Below are 17,050 nucleotides of genomic sequence, written 5' to 3'. Positions count from 1 at the left end.
CAGCCTGTTTCTGCTTATTGTGTTAAACAGATAATACTTTTTTTATACGATCGATCGCCCAGTCCAAATCTTCGTTTGAAATGATGAGCGGTGGAGCAAAACGGATAACGTTTTCGTGTGTTTCTTTGCAGAGGAGCCCTTCTTCTTTCAGCTTCTCGCAATATGGGCGGGCCGCTTCGCTAAGCTCAACCCCGATGAATAATCCCCGTCCGCGGACTTCTGTAATGACCGGATTATCAATCGATTTTAGTTCGTTCAAGAAGTGCTCTCCTAGCTGCAATGAACGCTCAACCAGATTTTCTTCTTCAATAACTTCAAGAGAAGCAACAGAAACAGCAGATGCAAGCGGGTTTCCGCCAAACGTTGATCCGTGGCTGCCTGGATTAAATACGCCAAGAATATCTTTATCAGCAGCTACACAGGAAATTGGCATAACGCCGCCGCCTAATGCTTTTCCGAGAATGTACATGTCTGGAACAACTTCTTCCCAGTCGCAGGCAAACAGCTTACCTGAACGGCCTAATCCAGATTGAATCTCGTCCGCTACGAAAAGGACGTTGTTTTCTTTACAAAGCTCTCGTGCTTGTTTTAAGAAACCTTCCGGCGGGATCACGATTCCTGCTTCACCCTGGATCGGTTCCATGATGAAAGCTGCCGTATTCGGTGTGATCGCTTGCTTCAACGCTTCAAGATCACCGTAAGGAATCAGTTTGATGCCAGGGAGCATCGGCCCGAATCCGCGTTTATATTCTTCATCAGAAGACATGGAAACCGCTGTCATTGTACGGCCGTGGAAGTTGCCTTCACAAGCGATGACTTCTGCCTGGTTGGCAGGAACGCCTTTTACGTCATACGCCCAGCGACGGACAGTTTTAATAGCTGTTTCAACCGCTTCAGCACCTGTGTTCATCGGAAGAACCATGTTCTTTCCTGTAAGATCAGTTACTTTCTCATAAAAGTTACCAAGCTGATCATTGTGGAAAGCACGAGATGTTAACGTGATTCGGTCTGCCTGATCTTTTAAGGCTTGAATAATTTTAGGATGTCTGTGCCCCTGGTTTACCGCAGAGTAGGCACTGAGCATATCCATATATTTGTTTCCTTCCGGGTCATAAACCCAAACACCTTCGCCTTTGGAAATGACTATTGGAAGTGGGTGATAGTTATTCGCCCCGAATTGTTCTGTTTTGGAGATGATGTTTTCTGTTTTAATCATATCTCTCACTCCAATCTGTAGTTTATGGTGAATCCTTTTACATTATAGCAATGAAAAGGCTTTCTTCCTACCTTAAATTCTCGTATTTCCCGAGCTGAAAAAGTTCGTGGTATAGTAAAGTGGAGGATTATACATAGGAGGAAATAAATATGTTGCATATGCATGTCTTTTCGTGGGGTATGGCGCTTATTCTGTTCTTTGTGACTTATAGCCTATACAAAAGAAAAAATAAAAAAATTTCTAAAATTCTTCATATGATTTTGCGCCTGCTCTATGTAACGACCATTTTTTCGGGTGCTGCGCTCATTTATTTGTGGATTCAGGCCGGTGCCGTGAATATTGGTCCGCTTATTGTTAAAGGTGTACTTGGGCTGGCTGTCATTGGACAGATGGAGCTTATGCTTTACGGTGAAAAACGCAATGAACTGAAAAAAACCCGCTGGATCACCTTTGTTCTTGCGCTGGCTCTTGTGTTTTATTACGGCTATTCTGTATTGCCGATGAGCTTTTAATGAAGCGATGATGTTTGTGTAAACAAATGAGCAGCCGATGCCGATATAGAATACAGAGAACTGTATATTGGCATTTGAATAGATCGAGGTGCTCATGATGAAGAATGATAACGAAGAAATAATGGCACTGTCTCATTTAGTGAAAGCATCAACTGTTGAAATGATTAAGCTAAATGCCAGCCTTCAAGAATCTGAACAGCGCTATAAATCTCTGTTTGATCATAACCCTGACTTGATCTACTCTATGGATCTCACAGGCATGATTACGAGTGTGAACGCCTCTTTGACCAGAATGCTTGGGTACAGACAGCCGGAAGTATTGAAAACAACGGCGATCACCTATGTTTCAGAGGAAGATAAATTAAAGGTAAGCAACTGCTTTAACCTCACCATACATGGGCAGACGGAATGTTTCACAGCTAAGCTTTATCATAAAAAAGGGCATGCGCTCGAATTCTGCATCACCAACCTTCCGATTATCGTTAACGGAGAAGTGGTTGGTGTTTATGGGATCGGTAAGAATGTTACTAAGCAAAAGGAAGCAGAAGAAAAAATCGTTCACCTTGCGTTTCATGATCTATTGACCGGACTTCCAAACCGAATGCTATTTGAACAGCATCTGGAAAACTGCTTAAGGAAAACCATGGAAAACGGAGAAAAGGCTGCGGTTGTTTTTATTGATCTTGATCAGTTCAAAATGATTAACGAGAGTCTTGGGCATCAAGCCGGAGATCATTTTCTTAAGTATGCGGCAAAACAGCTGAAAAAAACAATCGGACGGCAATGCATGCTGTCACGATATGCCGGAGACGAATTCATGGTTGTCATCAACGAGCTGTCAGGTGTGGAAGAAGCCGGAAGGGTAAGTGAGAAACTATCAGAAACTCTGGCTGTTCCTCTTATTTATAATGATCAGGAATTTGTTCTGACAGCCTCGATGGGAATCAGCATTTATCCGGATGATGGACTTACTCCGGATGTTTTGATCAAAAATGCCGGAATTGCTCTTCACCGGGCAAAAGCAAAAGGCAGGGGAGAGCGGGAGTTCTTTAAAGGCGAGATGAACGAGTTCACGATTGAACGGCTTGCCATGGAGAGCTTTCTCCGGAATGCCATTCCAAAAGGTGAACTGTCACTGTATTTTCAGCCCCAGATTAGTTTGGATGATGGCAAGGTCATCGCACTCGAAGCTTTGGTCCGCTGGAACCATCCTCGTCTTGGAATTGTTTCCCCGGGGAACTTCATCCCTCTTGCTGAAGAGACCGGACTGATCGGGAACATTGGGAGATGGGTATTAAATGAAGCATGTCAGCAGCTGAAAAAATGGCATGAGACGATGAACAGTGAGATCTCGATATCCGTAAATGTTTCAGGCAGGCAATTTCAAAAGCTGGATTTTGTGTATGAAGTGAAAGAAGCGCTTCAGCGATCTAAAATTGACCCAAGGTTCCTTCATTTGGAGCTGACAGAAAGCATGATGGTGGAAAATGTACAATATGGCATTAACATCATGAAAGAACTGAAGGAGCTCGGCATTAAAATATCCATCGATGATTTTGGCACGGGATATAGTTCATTGAGCTACTTAAAAGAATTTCCGATCGATATTCTTAAGATTGATCAATCATTCATCCGCAACCTTACGAAATCTGATCACAGTTCCACAGATGCAGCCATCGTCAGAGCGATCATCACGATGTGCAAAGGGCTTTCCGTAACAGCTCTTGCTGAAGGGGTGGAAACAAAACAGCAGCTTCTTGTGCTGAAGGATTATGGCTGTGATCATGTACAGGGGTTTTTCATCGGGAAACCGGTCTGTGCGGCAGAAATCGAAGAATTGTTTCATACGTACCATACAAAAAGCTCGTGACCCAAAAGGGCCGCGAGCTTTTTTTAGCTATTAAAAAAGTTTGCAAGCTGTTTTTTATAATTTCCTGACGCAATTCCCCTCTCGGTAATGATGGCGGTAATGTACTCATGGGGAGTGACATCAAAAGCCGGATTGAATACCTTCACGCCTTCTGGTGCGATGGGTTCTCCCTGAAAGTGGGTCACTTCTTCTGCCGGTCTTTCCTCAATGGGAATATCATCTCCTGTTGATGTTTTCAAATCGATCGTTGATAGAGGAGAGGCTACATAAAAGGGAATGCCGAGTGCTTTTGCCTGCAAGGCTAGTCCGAACGTCCCGATTTTATTTGCGGTATCTCCGTTGGCAGCGACTCTGTCACAGCCGACGATGACCGCAGCGATGTTTTTTGTTTTAAGTGTATGGGCAGCCATGTTATCCGTAATCAATGTTACATTAATTCCTGCCTGCTGCAGCTCCCAGGCTGTTAAACGCGCCCCTTGAAATACCGGTCTTGTTTCATTAGCGTACACCGAGAGGTCCCAGCCTTTTTCTTTTGCTAAATACATGGGAGCCAGAGCTGTACCATACCGGGAAGTTGCAATTCCGCCAGCATTGCAGTGCGTCATCAAACAATCCCCGTTTTTCAGCAAGGTCAATGCGTATTCCCCGATTTTACGGCAAGTTTCTTCATCTTCCCGCTGAATGAGAAGAGCCTCTTGCTCGATCAGCTGAACCGCTTCCTCAGTATCTCGGGCTTGTTCGGCAGAGCCTGTGACCCGGTCGAGGGCCCAGAACAAATTAACCGCAGTGGGCCGGGATCCGGCAAGGTAAGCTTTTTGCTGCAACAGCTTTGACTTGAACTCGTCATACGGCATGGATATGTTGGCCTTTGCCCATAACACGATTCCAAAAGCTGCGGCGATTCCAATGGCAGGTGCGCCTCGCACTTGCAATTTTTTTATGCAATCCCACACTTGTTCAATTGTCGTAACATTAATGTAGACGGTATGGCGGGGAAGCTGCTGCTGATCAAGCAGCAGAAGATGATCCCCTTTATATCTCAGTGATGAAATCCAGGTTTCTGTCGTACTCATAATCATTAAACACTCCTGATGTATGTGATAAAATCATCGATATTTTTTATGCTCTCAGCGTTCTTTACCCAATCGCTTCCAAGCTTCAGCACACGTTTTTTTAACTCGATTTGGCCATTGAAGTCTTCAATGGAATCAAGATCTTCGACATGGGCAAGCCCAATCGTGCGGCGGATCACTTCACAACCGGCAAAACCAATCATATCTGTAAAAATGCTATTTAAAATCTCTTCCTCAAATCCAGGAAGTTTGGTTGCAGACTCTACACCCTCTGTTTTCCACAGTTCTCTGTAACGGGCAGTGAAGGTTTCCCAAGTGTCTTTGATCACGCTGAGCAAATAGCTCTGATATTCTTCGCGCCTAAGAGAGTCAGAGATATGAAAGGACTGTGAGGCATGATTCAATGCAATATTGGCAAAAAAGTGGGCGATATCAAAGCCTTGAGGCCCATAATAAGCAAACTCGGAATCTATTAATTTTGTAGAAGTTTCGGTAACGAAAATACTTCCGGTATGGAGGTCACCATGCAACAGAGCCTCTGCACGCGTCAAAAATTTATATTTTAGAGAGGCAGCTCTCTGTTTGAGGAGAGTATCACTCCATAGTTCGGAAACGGCCTCCTTCAGCTCGGAAGGAAAATCGTTGGTGTCGATGTCATAAAACGGGTCAGTAAATACAAGGTCTTCGGTAATCTTGCAGAGTTCAGGGTTTGTAAACGTCTGGACAAGCTCTTTCTTCTCGAAAGGATGCAAGTAAAAATCACTCGTATAGAACAGGCTTTTGGCAATAAATGTGCCGATGTGCTGTGCGAGATGAGGATATTTGACCCCTTCGATCAGACCTTTCCGCAGAATCACGTGAGAAGATAAGTCTTCCATTACAGTGAGAGCGAGATCCTGGTCTGTATAAAAAACTTCTGGAACATGCTCAGGAGCAAATTCTGCTGATTTTATTAAAGAGCTGCTTTCAATCCTTGCCCTGTCCAGTGTAAGCGGCCAGCTTTCTCCCACGACTTTGGCATAGGGAAGTGCCTGCTTTACGATAATGGATTTACCTGTATCTTCTTCGATTAGCCGAAAAACAAGGTTAAGATTACCGTCACCAATCTCATTGACTTTAATGTTTTGATAATCAGATAACAGTTCGAGTTTTTGTGCCAGCTCCACCACGGTTTGTTCATTCAGTCGTTCGTAAGATTGTTTGAGGGTTGTTGCCATCTATACTACCTCCGGAATATTTTGTATGTAAAAAGGCCTCTTTTCTGTAAGAAAAGAGGCCTGGATGTATAGTTTCCACGCCTCTTATCTTGCAAAACAAAGTTTTGCTGGAATTAGCACCGTGCCATACTGGATCTCCAGGCTTCTAGTAATAGACGCCCCATTTCACAATGGTATTACGGTCGGTTGCTGGGTTTCATCGGGCCAAATTCCCTCCACCTGCTCTTGATAAGAGACAACAAATATAAAATTGTTAGAAAAAACAGAATGCAATAATAATTTACAATGGCAATCATACAATCTTATCCATTGTCTGTCAAATCTTTTTTAATAAAATTCTGGACGTCTGTCTTCAAACACAGGGATTCTGTTTCTTACTTCTTCAACAAGATCAGTGTCGACCTCAGCAAACAAAATGGTCTCTTCTTCTCCGTCTGTCTCTGCAATAATTTCTCCCCAGGGATCAATGACCATCGTGTGACCTGCGAAAGTGTTGTTCTTATCACTGCCGACCCGGTTGCATGCCACAACGTAGCATTGGTTCTCAATGGCTCTTGTTATTAGCAGGTTCCGCCAGTGGCTCAGCCGCTGCGCCGGCCACTCGGCAGGAACAAACAGGATAGAGGCGCCTTCAAGAATATGGGCGCGAATCCATTCAGGGAAACGGATATCATAGCAGATGACACCGGCAGCAGGAACGTTTTCCAGCATGAAATTTCCTTTGCGGGAGCCCGGAGCAATATATTTTTCTTCCTGCATTAGCCGGATCAGATGGAGTTTACTGTATTCGCCGGTCTGCTCACCTTTTCGGTTAAAGGCATACATGGTGTTATAGATTCCTTCATCCGTTTTCTTAGCGATGGAACCTGCAACAATGTTCACTTGGTATTTGCTGGCAAGGCCGCTCATTAATCGTTTGATCTCATCGCCGTTTGTATCTCCTATCTCATCTAACCTTTCTAGATCATAGCCTGTAGTCCACAGTTCAGGAAGAACAATCACATCAGGTTTTTTCATTGCTGCCTGTTCAATTCTTTCTGAAGCCCTCTTAATATTTTCCTTGGGATTGCCAAGCTGAATATCCATTTGAATCGCTGCAACAGTAAGTTTCATGCTATCCTCCATTAAAACGTTTTGACAGATTTTAATTAAGCGTATAACATAATTGATTAGAATTTCAAGAAAATTACGAAAGACAGGATGTGTAACCGTGAAACAATTTCAGCAAGCAGAAGCTTTATCGCGGCTGCCCGAACAATTTTTTGCAAAGCTGGTAGCCAAGGTGAGTGCTGCTGCTTCTAAAGGGCATGATATTATCAACCTTGGCCAGGGAAACCCTGACCAGCCTACTCCTCCGCATATTGTGGCAGCTTTGCAGGAGGCTGCTCATAACCCGCAATATCATAAATATTCTCCGTTCAGGGGTTATGATTTTTTAAAAGAGGCAGTTGCTGAACATTACAAGAAAGAATTCGGCGTAGACGTTGATTCTAAAAAAGAAGTAGCTGTCTTATTCGGAGGTAAAGCGGGTTTAGTAGAGATTTCACAATGTTTTTTGAACAAAGGTGACCTAGCCTTGGTCCCGGATCCTGGATATCCCGATTACTGGTCAGGACTTGCCATGGCGGAAGCTGAGATGAGCATGATGCCTCTTAAAGAGGAAAATGATTTCCTGCCTGATTACGCTGAAATCTCACAAGAGGATGCAGAACGGGCAAAACTCATGTTCTTGAACTATCCGAATAATCCAACGGCGGGAGTAGCCACAGTGCCGTTCTTTGAAGATACAGTAAGCTTTGCTGAAAAGCATAATATTTTAGTCGTCCATGATTTTGCCTATGGAGCCATCGGATTTGAAAACGAGAAACCGGTCAGCTATCTGCAGGTTCCTGGTGCGAAAGAACAGGGTATCGAAATCTATACGATGAGCAAGACGTATAACATGGCTGGCTGGAGAGTAGGCTTTGCCATCGGGAACGAGAGTGTGATTGAAAGCATTAATCTTCTTCAGGACCACTTCTATGTCAGCCTTTTTCCAGCTGTACAGGAAGCTGCAGCTAAAGCACTCCTGGGGCCGCAGGAGTGCGTGGAAAACCTGGTCGCCATGTATGAAAAACGGCGTGATGTGTTTATTTCAGGATTGAAGGAGATCGGCTGGGATGTGACTGCCCCTAAAGGATCCTTCTTTTGTTGGCTGCCTGTTCCCTCAGGATTCACATCTGAAAGTTTTGCAGATTATCTTCTGGAGCATTCACATGTCGTTGTTGCACCAGGCATCGGTTTTGGCAAAGAAGGAGACGGTTATGTTAGAGCAGGGCTATTAACGGATGAGAACAAGCTGAAGGAAGCCGTTGATCGGATAGGTCAGCTAAAATTATTTTGATAGTGTTGAACATTTAAGAGATTGACAGATTTTTTGTTACCTGTCATAATCACAAGTAATTCTAACATTCGAATAATTTTATTTATTCTCTTATCAAGAGCAGGTGGAGGGACTAGCCCTATGAAGCCCGGCAACCGGCTTATCCTTTAGGATAAAAACGGTGCTAATTCTTGCAGCGGCAGCTGACAGATGAGAGGAAGCGGTATCTCTATGTTTATTATGCCTCTTCCCTCGGGAAGAGGTTTTTTAAGTTAAGTGTAAAGCGAGTACAAAATTCAGCTGGCATAGAAGTAATGTCCAGCTCCAGCGCCCAGGGCTGAAAACATGTTTCTTGTTTTCGGCTCAGGTCCTCGGAGGACGAATTGAAAAACACAATTCGTCTTTGGTCGCTTCACTCTTACTTCACAACACAAAAAGCGTGTTGCTGTGTAAGAGTTCCGTCGCTTGTCGGACCTTAGCAGGGCGATTGCGCCTTTCTAATATAAATCTATGCTTTCGGAGGGATTTCAGCATGTCGACAATAACTGCAACCTATCTGGTTCATGATCCAAAAGGCAACTTTGAGAAAAAAGCTGAAGGAATTGCACTCGGACTGACGGTCGGTTCATGGACGGACTTGCCGGATCTTCAGAAAGAACAGCTGCGAAACCATAAAGGCCACGTAGTGGAAATCAATGAATTGCCCGAAGATACGAGGGTAAATCAATACTTTGGCTCGTCCAGAAAACAGGCTCTTCTTAAAATCGCGTATCCTGCCGCTAACTTCACAGCGGACTTGCCGGCAATCTTGACGACTGTTTTCGGTAAACTATCGTTGGATGGAGAAGTAAAGCTGATCGATCTTGATTTTTCCCCTGAATTGGCTTCGGCTTTTCCTGGACCTTCTTTTGGAATTGATGGAATTCGCAATCAGCTAGGGGTTTTTGAAAGGCCTCTTCTAATGAGTATTTTTAAAGGTGTGATCGGCAGGGATCTTCAATATTTCAAGAATCAGCTGAAGGAACAAGCGCTGGGCGGAGTGGACCTCGTAAAAGATGATGAAATTCTGTTCGATAATCCGCTGACACCATTTGAAGAACGAATAAAAGCTGCTAAAGAAGTATTAACGGCAACTGAACAAGAGACCGGACATAAGACACTGTATGCAGTGAATTTGACAGGGCGTACGTATGATCTGAAAGATAAAGCAAAAAAGGCGGCAGAGCTCGGGGCAAGCGCATTGCTCTTTAACGTTTTCGCCTATGGGCTTGACGTCTTGCAAAGCTTAGCAGAAGATCCGGACGTCAGCCTTCCGATCATGGCACATCCTGCCTTATCAGGCGCCATTACACCATCGGAATTTTATGGGATCTCCAACCGTCTGCTTCTTGGTAAGCTGCTCCGCCTTGCAGGAGCGGATCTCGTATTGTTCCCGTCACCATATGGCAGTGTCGCCCTTCGAAAAGAAGATGCAATCGGCATTGCAGGCGAACTGACTGAGAAGGATGCAAACTGGAAAGGGGCATTCCCGGTACCATCAGCAGGAATCCATCCTGGTTTAACACCGCTCTTGCTTCAGGATTTTGGCATTGAAAGCATTATTAATGCTGGTGGGGGTGTTCACGGCCATCCAGGAGGGGCTGTGGATGGCGGAAGAGCTTTCCGGGATGCAATCGATGGATTGATGCTAAACAAATCTCTTGAACAGATCAGCCAGGAAAGTAAACCTTTAAAAGAAGCGCTTGATTTGTGGGGCGGATTGGTAAAGGCATGAGCAAAACGAAAATTATCTTTTGTGATTTTGACGGTACGATTACCGAAAAAGATAATATTATCGATATCATGAAGAATTTTGCTCCGAACGGCTGGGAACTCATTAAAGAGCAAATTCTAAATCAGGAGATCTCTATCCGGGAAGGTATAGGGAAACTCTTTTCCCTTATTCCATCCGACAGGAAGAATGAGATTGTGGACTATGTACTCTCAACAGCAAAAATTCGAGAAGGATTTAAAGAATTTGTAGCTTATACAAAAGAGCACAATATCCCACTGTTTATCGTCAGTGGTGGAATTGATTTTTTCGTTTATCCAATGCTTCATGGAATAATTAATCAAGATAAGATTTATTGCAACGGGAGTAATTTTCATGGAGAGGCAATACAGATTCTTTGGCCGCACTCCTGCGATTCTTCTTGCGGCAATGATTGTGGATGCTGTAAACCTACTATACTGAGAGGCTACGATTCTTCCCGTTATGAAAAAATTGTGATCGGTGATTCCATTACAGACCTGCAGGCCGCCAAGATTGCGGATAAAGTGTTTGCCAGAGATTTCTTGATCGAGAAATGCGAAGAACTCAGCATTGCATACGATCCTTTCTCTACTTTTTATGAGATTGTACAGTATCTTGAGGAAAAGGAAGTGAGAGTTTGAGTACGCTTGATGCGCTATGGACAGAACTGGCGGACATTAAAGATGAATTGGCATTAAGGGACTGGTTTCCAGGAACAAGCGGAAACCTGTCCATTAAGGTAAGCGATCAACCGCTTACTTTCTTGGTTACCGCAAGCGGAAAGGATAAGCGAAGAAGGACGACTGAGGACTTTCTATTGGTGGATTCAGAGGGAAATGCGGCTGATCCGACACATCTCCGCGCTTCAGCTGAAACCGGCCTTCATTCAAAAGTATATCAGCTGACCGATGCGGGCTGCTGTCTCCATGTGCATACTGTGGACAATAATGTGATTTCAGAATTGTATGCAGGAGAGGGGCAGGTTTCTTTCAAAGGGCAGGAACTGATCAAGGCCTTTAACATCTGGGAAGAAGATGGGTCCATCACGGTTCCCATTATTGAGAACTATGCGGATCTTAAGATATTGGCCGAAAGCTTCGGAAAGGCAATTGGTCCTGATACAAGAGCTGTCCTTATTCGAAACCACGGAATCACCGTTTGGGGCAAATCGGGATTTGAGGCGAAAAGGCACTTGGAAGCAATAGAGTTTCTATTTTCCTATCATATTAAAATGAAATCAATAATGCAGTTTCATGATGGACAACCATCACTTATATAAAACGAAAGAGCATAGGGGGATGCCATATGGCGCAATTACGTTTTCATGATAACAATGAAAGATATGAAGAACTTAAGAAGGTTAGTGCTTATCTTGAAAGCCAGGGAGTAATCTACGAAAATTGGGATATTGAAAAACTTCCTGCACACCTGAAAGAAAACTATTCTTTAAGTGATGAAGAGAAAGCAGAAATCATTCAGGTCTTCAGAAAAGAAATTGATGAACTGTCAGAAAGGAGAGGATACGTGACAGAAGATATAATTGCCCTGTCACCGGATACTCCAAATCTTGATGAGCTGCTGAAAAACTTTTTGGCAGAGCATCACCATTCCGATGATGAAGTACGATTTATTGTGAGCGGACACGGTATTTTTGCGATTGAAGGGCCAGAGGGACGATTTTTTGACGTCGAGCTAGAGCCAGGAGATCTCATTTCTGTACCTGAAAACTATCGCCATTACTTTACACTCATGGATGACCGCAAAGTTGTGGCCGTCCGAATCTTTAAATCAAAGGAAGGCTGGGTGCCCCTCTACGGTAAACAGGAAACTACCGTTAAATAATCAGATTACACCCTAGACTGCAGCAAAGGGAGCTTCCTTTGCTGCAGTTTTTTTAATGGCTAGCTTGCAAGCTTTTCAATCTTGCATAATTACCCACTCATACCGGTGAACCATTATCACTTACCTGCATAAAGTAAGTATTGGGCGCTTATGGAAGGATGAATCAGCATCCGAATGGAAAGGGTGATGACGGTGTGCGGGATTACTGGATGGATAGACTGGAAGCGCGACGTTTCACAGGAAAATAAAACATTGATTAAAATGGCAGCTACATTATCGAAACGCGGTCCGGACGCTTTGAACGTATGGAGCCGCACTCATGCAGGCTTCGGCCATGCGAGGCTGGCGGTTGTGGATCTTGAAGGCGGCGCACAGCCGATGACGAGGGGAGAAGAGAACGCTCCTTGCACACTTTGTTATAATGGTGAGCTTTATAACACAGAGGATTTAAGAAAAGAACTGTTGAAAAAAGGGTATCGGTTTGAAGGTCATTCTGATACCGAAGTGCTTCTCATTTCCTATATTGAATGGGGAGAAAGCTGTATTGATCACTTTAATGGGATCTTTGCTTTTGCGATCTGGGATTCCCAAAAGGAAAAATTGTTTCTTGCACGAGACCGTCTTGGTGTCAAACCGCTGTTTTACTCTATAGCGGGAGGGCGTCTTTTGTTCGGTTCGGAATTAAAAGCGATCCTGGCTCATCCTGATGTAAAAGCCGAACTGGAGAGCGAAGGTCTTCAGGAAGTTTTCGGGCTGGGGCCATCAAGGACTCCGGGACATGGTGTGTTTAAAGGGGTCAGTGAACTCAGGCCCGGCCATGCTTTAACATTTGATAGAAACGGTCAAAGGCTTTGGCGGTATTGGAACGTGAAGAGCGAGCGTCATCCTCATTCGCTGGAGGAAACCATATCCAATGTGAGAGAGCTGGTGGTGGATGCTGTTCAACGGCAGCTTGTTGCCGATGTGCCGGTTTCCACCTTTTTATCGGGAGGCCTTGACTCAAGTGTGATATCCGCGATTGCGGCAGAGCATTTTAAATCAGAGAATAGAGGCCGGCTCCACACGTTCAGCATCGATTATGTGGATAATGACAAGTATTTTAAAGCGAGTGATTTCCAGCCGAACGCCGACGGTCCATTTATCCAAAAGATGGTGGAAGCCACAGGCTCCGTCCATCACAATTGTGTCATTGACACAGAGCTGCTGGTCAATCACCTTCGGGAATCAGTAGCAGTAAGGGATCTTCCGGGAATGGCAGATGTTGATTCCTCATTGCTTTGGTTCTGCAGACTGATTAAAGATCATTCCACGGTTGCACTTTCCGGTGAGTGTGCCGATGAAATTTTTGGCGGTTATCCATGGTTTCATAAACCAGAAGTTATGAACCGGCCCCTTTTTCCATGGATGAGTTCAACGGCTGAGCGTGAAGATCTGCTGCATGATCATTGGAAGAATAAGCTCAATCTATCTTCCTATGTGAAACAGCGGCACCAAGAATCACTCGCGGAAATGCCAAGGCTTGATGGAGAAACGGGAGTGGAGGCGAAACGCAGGGAGATTTTTTACTTAAACATGATCTGGTTCATGACAACATTGCTCGATCGTAAGGACCGAATGAGCATGGGGGCAAGTCTGGAGGTCAGGGTGCCGTTTGCTGACCACCGGATCGTTGAATACGCCTGGAACATACCGTGGGAGATGAAGATGCTGGAAGGGCGGGAAAAGGGCCTTCTCAGAAAAGCGCTTACCGGAATCCTGCCAGATGAAGTTCTTCATAGAAAGAAAAGCCCTTATCCGAAAACACATAATCCAAACTATACGCAAAGTGTGAAAGAGTGGCTTCAGTCGATCATCGATAACAGCAGTTCACCTATACTGGAATTGATAAAAAAAGAAAAAGTTCAGGCGATTATTGATACAAACGGTGAAGCATTTAAAGTTCCTTGGTTCGGCCAGCTAATGACCGGGCCACAGCTCATGGCCCATCTGTCTCAAATCGATACTTGGCTGAACGACTATAACATTAATATTATCGATTGAAAAAGGGGCTGTCCAGAANNCACATTTTCTTCGTGCGATATAACGCTGCAGAAGCTTTCCTTGTCCTGCGGGACTTGCGTGACAGGTGAGACTCCCGCCGGTGCTTGCACCAAGAGGCTCACCGCACGCCCCGCGGAAAGTGAGCAGCCTGGAACGGAAATCAACAGCTTACAGACTTCTTGGACAGCCCCTTCTATGTGTGAGCTGCGCCGGGCTGAATATCCAATACGTTCTTCCGCTCCCAGATTCTTGACCGCCAGCGCCAAAGCATAAGAAGTCCGCGCAGCCATTCATCTACGAAAAAGGCGATCCTTATGCCAAGCAGTCCCATCTCCATCGAAATTCCTAAAAAATAAGCAAGCGGGACACTGATTCCCCACATCGATATGACTCCCATCAGTGCAGGGAACTTAGCGTCTCCGGCCGCCCGAAGTGACGAGATAACCACAAGATTAAACGACCGGCCAGGCTCTAAGATAACTGTGACATAAAGCAGCGCGGCCCCTGCGGCTATAATGGCATGATCATGTGTGAAAATGGAGAGAAGACCCCTTGAACACCCAAAACAGGAAATCCAAAAGTGTGGAATGGAAGATGCCGCATACTTTTCAAAGCTATTTAAGAAACTGGAAGGGATCAGCCCGCGAGCCTATAGGAGAATGTCAAACCTTTTTTAATCCGGATGAGAGTTTCACTTTTTTATGCAAGAGCCTGCATTTCCCTTCTAGGATGAAAAATTTTATCATCAACCCTATTTTTCATCTTCCCATCCTTCCTTGCCATTCAGACAATATCCTTCACAGCCTTTCTCCTACCAGCCATCGTATAACCCACAGCAGGATTTAAGTAAATTCGGCCGCTATCGCATGGTTTTTCATTGGTATCATTTAAATTGGGATTTTATTGATCAAAAAATTGAGGTAAATCAATATTGGAAAAATTGTATGCCGGCGGGAATTAAGGTTGATCAGCAGGGAAATTATTATGTGTCCGATCAAATGTTTGGCAATGTCACTGACATTGATTGGAATTATCCGGGAGTGATGTAAAGTCCTATCTATATGCCTGATGAAAAAAATTTCATCCGGGGGAAAAAACCCCTTTGGTTCATGTGCGCCATGTTAGTGTTCATGATCAAAGGGGCTTTATTGATGAATAGGACTAGGACTAGCAAAAATCCAAGTACATTCTGACTGCTTTACAGGACGCTAGCACTGTTCTACGTTAACTTAATTTTAAAATCAAGAAATCATTGGCATTTACAACCGCATGAGCTGGGCTGATGTTTTCTCCGGTCCAAAGGTTAATGGCATTGTTGAAGCCGTCAAATAGACCTTCTTCAAGCGTTATGGGTTCGCTCTCTGTATTAAAGGCGAATAAAAGGGTTTCATCAGCAGATGTTTTCATATAAAGAAGCGTTTCAGGTGTATGGCTCGCTTTGATAAAAGAGAGGGTTCCACCATTGCCAAAAGCAGAATGATCAGATCTGAACGTGTTCAGTTTTTGAATATCTTCAAATAAAGAGCGGTCCTGTTTTTCCTCATTCCACTCCATGCACTTTCTGCAGCCGGGATCCATTTCGCCTGTCATTCCTACTTCATCTCCATAATAGATGCAGGGAGTTCCAGGGAAGGAAAGCATGAGTGCGTACAGTTGGCGGACTCTTTCTTTATTTTCCTTGGCTAGTGTCAGTACCCTTGGTGTATCATGTGAATCAAGAAGATTAAAAGCAACCTCATTCACGTTTGCAGGATAGGATTGCAGAACGTTCGTAATCTTGTCGGCAAACTCGATTGCCGTTATTTTCTCTTTGGCAAGAAAATCTAGAGCAGCAGTAGTAAACGGATAGTTCATAACCGCATCAAACTGATCACCCTGCAGCCAAGGCATGGAATCGTGCCAGATTTCTCCGAGGATATACGCATCAGGCTTTACACTCTTCACAGTGCTGCGGAACTCGCGCCAGAATTGATGATCCACTTCGTTGGCCACATCCAGCCGCCAGCCGTCAATGTTAAATTCCTCCACCCAATAGCGGGCTACTTTCAATAAATAATCTTTTACCTCAGGATTTTCAGTATTTAGCTTCGGCATGTTCTTTTCAAAGGCAAAGGTGTCATAGTTCGGTTTAGGCTCTGTGATGACCGGAAATTCGCGAATGTGGAACCAGTTTTTATATTGCGAGTTTTCCTGGTTTCTGAGAACATCCTGAAAGGGTTCGAAGTAGAAGCCGCTATGATTGAAAACAGCGTCCAGCATTACTTTTATGCCTTTTTCATGGCAAGCATCCACCAATTGCCGGAAGGTTTCTTTTGTTCCAAACTGCGGATCGATTTCAAAATAATCGATCGTGTCATATTTATGATTCGACTTTGCTTTGAAAATAGGGGTGAAGTAAATGCCGGTTATTCCAAGGCTGGCGAGATGATCAAGGTGCTGGAGGACACCCTCAAAATCTCCACCAAAAAAATTGGTCTTGGATGGTGCAACTGAGCCCCATGCCAGTGCCCCTTCAGGATCATTGGCAGGGTTGCCATTCGCAAATCGTTCAGGGAAAATTTGATACCAAACCGTATTCTTTACCCATTCAGGTGCCCTGAATACATCTGCTTTGTTAAGGAAAGGGAAGCAGAAATAATACGATGTATCATCCATAGGTGCTTCTTCATAAAAGCCTTTTTCCGTATAGACCAGCTTCTCATTCTCATTCATCAGCTCAAATCCATAACGAAGTCTTCTAAACTCGGGAGATACTTGAATGAAGTAATAATCGAACCATTCATCAGATCCCGATTTGGTCATCTCACTTTTCTGGATTTGCCAGCGCCCGTCTATCCAATTATAAGGGTCGCCATAGATAAGATGTACAGACTGAACATCACCTTTTTTCGTTCGTAAACGGATGTGAAGCGTTTTTTCGTCATAGGCATAGGCATAGTTATTCTTTGGTCTATGGTACAGGACTTCTCGCTGCATATCATCACTCCTGACTAGTTTTTGCAATCGGTTGCACGTATAGGATATAAAAAAGGTACAAACTCTGTGTGGAGGTTGTACCTGCGGTAGCATTGCCCCGATGCAATTAATTTCAACTTTAATGTAGTATATACTGAAATTGATGTCAAC

Annotated in this window: 14 protein-coding genes, 1 pseudogene and 2 riboswitches; of the genes and pseudogenes, 9 read left to right on the top strand and 6 right to left on the bottom strand. The window is 44.3% G+C overall.

The window, feature by feature from the left end:
- Positions 1-22 precede the first annotated feature (22 nt).
- Positions 23-1,216, bottom strand: a complete 1,194-nt coding sequence (locus tag P4361_RS15465) for an ornithine--oxo-acid transaminase (protein ID WP_305584428.1) — start codon at positions 1,214-1,216, stop codon at positions 23-25.
- A 149-nt stretch (positions 1,217-1,365) separates the two neighbouring features.
- Here P4361_RS15465 and P4361_RS15460 point away from each other — a divergent pair, with 149 nt between their 5' ends.
- Together P4361_RS15460 and P4361_RS15455 are read left to right on the top strand one after the other, a co-directional pair.
- A complete protein-coding gene (locus P4361_RS15460) occupies positions 1,366-1,728 on the top strand; it encodes a DUF1516 family protein (protein WP_062231288.1) in 363 nt (120 codons plus the stop codon).
- Positions 1,729-1,822: 94 nt separating this feature from the next.
- Positions 1,823-3,598 carry a bifunctional diguanylate cyclase/phosphodiesterase gene (locus P4361_RS15455; protein ID WP_328089951.1) on the top strand — a complete coding sequence of 592 codons (1,776 nt, stop codon included), beginning with the start codon at positions 1,823-1,825 and terminating at the stop codon, positions 3,596-3,598.
- A gap of 23 nt (positions 3,599-3,621) precedes the next feature.
- Here P4361_RS15455 and mtnA read toward each other — a convergent pair whose 3' ends face one another.
- From mtnA to P4361_RS15440, 3 genes are all read right to left on the bottom strand, one after another.
- On the bottom strand, positions 3,622-4,671 hold the full coding sequence (gene mtnA / locus P4361_RS15450) for an S-methyl-5-thioribose-1-phosphate isomerase (protein ID WP_328090036.1): 1,050 nt from the start codon (positions 4,669-4,671) through the stop codon (positions 3,622-3,624).
- A gap of 5 nt (positions 4,672-4,676) precedes the next feature.
- Entirely contained in the window at positions 4,677-5,888 is a 1,212-nt protein-coding gene (gene mtnK, locus P4361_RS15445; RefSeq protein ID WP_328089950.1) for an S-methyl-5-thioribose kinase, read from the bottom strand.
- An 81-nt stretch (positions 5,889-5,969) separates the two neighbouring features.
- Positions 5,970-6,123: riboswitch (SAM riboswitch) on the bottom strand.
- A gap of 92 nt (positions 6,124-6,215) precedes the next feature.
- Entirely contained in the window at positions 6,216-7,013 is a 798-nt protein-coding gene (locus P4361_RS15440; protein ID WP_425590267.1) for a carbon-nitrogen family hydrolase, read from the bottom strand.
- Between the two features lie 85 nt (positions 7,014-7,098).
- Between P4361_RS15440 and P4361_RS15435 the strand changes: the two genes are divergently transcribed.
- The 6 genes from P4361_RS15435 to asnB all read left to right on the top strand — a co-directional run bounded on the left by P4361_RS15435 (position 7,099) and on the right by asnB (position 13,924).
- Complete coding sequence (locus tag P4361_RS15435) at positions 7,099-8,271, top strand: pyridoxal phosphate-dependent aminotransferase (RefSeq protein WP_328089949.1); 1,173 nt, start codon at positions 7,099-7,101, stop codon at positions 8,269-8,271.
- 87 nt (positions 8,272-8,358) lie between these two features.
- Positions 8,359-8,467, top strand: a riboswitch (SAM riboswitch).
- Positions 8,468-8,782: 315 nt separating this feature from the next.
- Entirely contained in the window at positions 8,783-10,024 is a 1,242-nt protein-coding gene (gene mtnW / locus P4361_RS15430; RefSeq protein WP_256225543.1) for a 2,3-diketo-5-methylthiopentyl-1-phosphate enolase, read from the top strand.
- Positions 10,021-10,683: a 2-hydroxy-3-keto-5-methylthiopentenyl-1-phosphate phosphatase gene (locus tag P4361_RS15425; protein ID WP_328089947.1), complete on the top strand. Its 663-nt coding sequence runs from the start codon at positions 10,021-10,023 to the stop codon at positions 10,681-10,683. Before mtnW ends, P4361_RS15425 begins: the two co-directional genes overlap by 4 nt.
- A complete protein-coding gene (locus P4361_RS15420; protein ID WP_328089946.1) occupies positions 10,680-11,321 on the top strand; it encodes a methylthioribulose 1-phosphate dehydratase in 642 nt (213 codons plus the stop codon). Before P4361_RS15425 ends, P4361_RS15420 begins: the two co-directional genes overlap by 4 nt.
- A 26-nt stretch (positions 11,322-11,347) precedes the next feature.
- Positions 11,348-11,884 carry a 1,2-dihydroxy-3-keto-5-methylthiopentene dioxygenase gene (locus P4361_RS15415; RefSeq protein WP_328089945.1) on the top strand — a complete coding sequence of 179 codons (537 nt, stop codon included), beginning with the start codon at positions 11,348-11,350 and terminating at the stop codon, positions 11,882-11,884.
- Positions 11,885-12,058: 174 nt separating this feature from the next.
- Positions 12,059-13,924 carry an asparagine synthase (glutamine-hydrolyzing) gene (asnB, locus tag P4361_RS15410; protein ID WP_425590266.1) on the top strand — a complete coding sequence of 622 codons (1,866 nt, stop codon included), beginning with the start codon at positions 12,059-12,061 and terminating at the stop codon, positions 13,922-13,924.
- A 193-nt stretch (positions 13,925-14,117) separates the two neighbouring features.
- Here the strand turns inward: asnB and P4361_RS15405 are convergent.
- Positions 14,118-14,471, bottom strand: a pseudogene (locus tag P4361_RS15405) (MATE family efflux transporter); the annotation flags it as partial.
- On the opposite strand from P4361_RS15405, the gene P4361_RS23270 reads away from it, so the two are divergent.
- Complete coding sequence (locus P4361_RS23270) at positions 14,461-14,601, top strand: AraC family transcriptional regulator (protein WP_425590265.1); 141 nt, start codon at positions 14,461-14,463, stop codon at positions 14,599-14,601. The pseudogene P4361_RS15405 and the gene P4361_RS23270 sit on opposite strands and share 11 nt — an antisense overlap.
- Before the next feature lie 547 nt (positions 14,602-15,148).
- Here P4361_RS23270 and P4361_RS15400 read toward each other — a convergent pair.
- A complete protein-coding gene (locus tag P4361_RS15400; protein ID WP_328089944.1) occupies positions 15,149-16,900 on the bottom strand; it encodes a glycoside hydrolase family 13 protein in 1,752 nt (583 codons plus the stop codon).
- Positions 16,901-17,050 lie beyond the last annotated feature (150 nt).

This window comes from Fictibacillus sp. B-59209 (assembly GCF_036216745.1).
In the GTDB taxonomy this organism is placed as follows: Bacteria; Bacillota; Bacilli; order Bacillales; family Fictibacillaceae; genus Fictibacillus_C; species Fictibacillus_C marinisediminis.
The sequence above is the reverse complement of the archived record's forward strand: the minus strand, read 5'-3'. Positions and strand labels throughout refer to the sequence as shown.

Coding starts and splice junctions, on each gene's coding strand:
- P4361_RS15465 (WP_305584428.1), bottom strand. CDS start 1,216: ATGATTAAAACAGAAAACATCATCTCCAAAACAGAACAATTCGGGGCG.
- P4361_RS15460 (WP_062231288.1), top strand. CDS start 1,366: ATGTTGCATATGCATGTCTTTTCGTGGGGTATGGCGCTTATTCTGTTC.
- P4361_RS15455 (WP_328089951.1), top strand. CDS start 1,823: ATGATGAAGAATGATAACGAAGAAATAATGGCACTGTCTCATTTAGTG.
- mtnA (WP_328090036.1), bottom strand. CDS start 4,671: ATGAGTACGACAGAAACCTGGATTTCATCACTGAGATATAAAGGGGAT.
- mtnK (WP_328089950.1), bottom strand. CDS start 5,888: ATGGCAACAACCCTCAAACAATCTTACGAACGACTGAATGAACAAACC.
- P4361_RS15440 (WP_425590267.1), bottom strand. CDS start 7,013: ATGGAGGATAGCATGAAACTTACTGTTGCAGCGATTCAAATGGATATT.
- mtnW (WP_256225543.1), top strand. CDS start 8,783: ATGTCGACAATAACTGCAACCTATCTGGTTCATGATCCAAAAGGCAAC.
- P4361_RS15425 (WP_328089947.1), top strand. CDS start 10,021: ATGAGCAAAACGAAAATTATCTTTTGTGATTTTGACGGTACGATTACC.
- P4361_RS15415 (WP_328089945.1), top strand. CDS start 11,348: ATGGCGCAATTACGTTTTCATGATAACAATGAAAGATATGAAGAACTT.
- asnB (WP_425590266.1), top strand. CDS start 12,059: ATGGAAAGGGTGATGACGGTGTGCGGGATTACTGGATGGATAGACTGG.
- P4361_RS23270 (WP_425590265.1), top strand. CDS start 14,461: ATGGAGAGAAGACCCCTTGAACACCCAAAACAGGAAATCCAAAAGTGT.
- P4361_RS15400 (WP_328089944.1), bottom strand. CDS start 16,900: ATGCAGCGAGAAGTCCTGTACCATAGACCAAAGAATAACTATGCCTAT.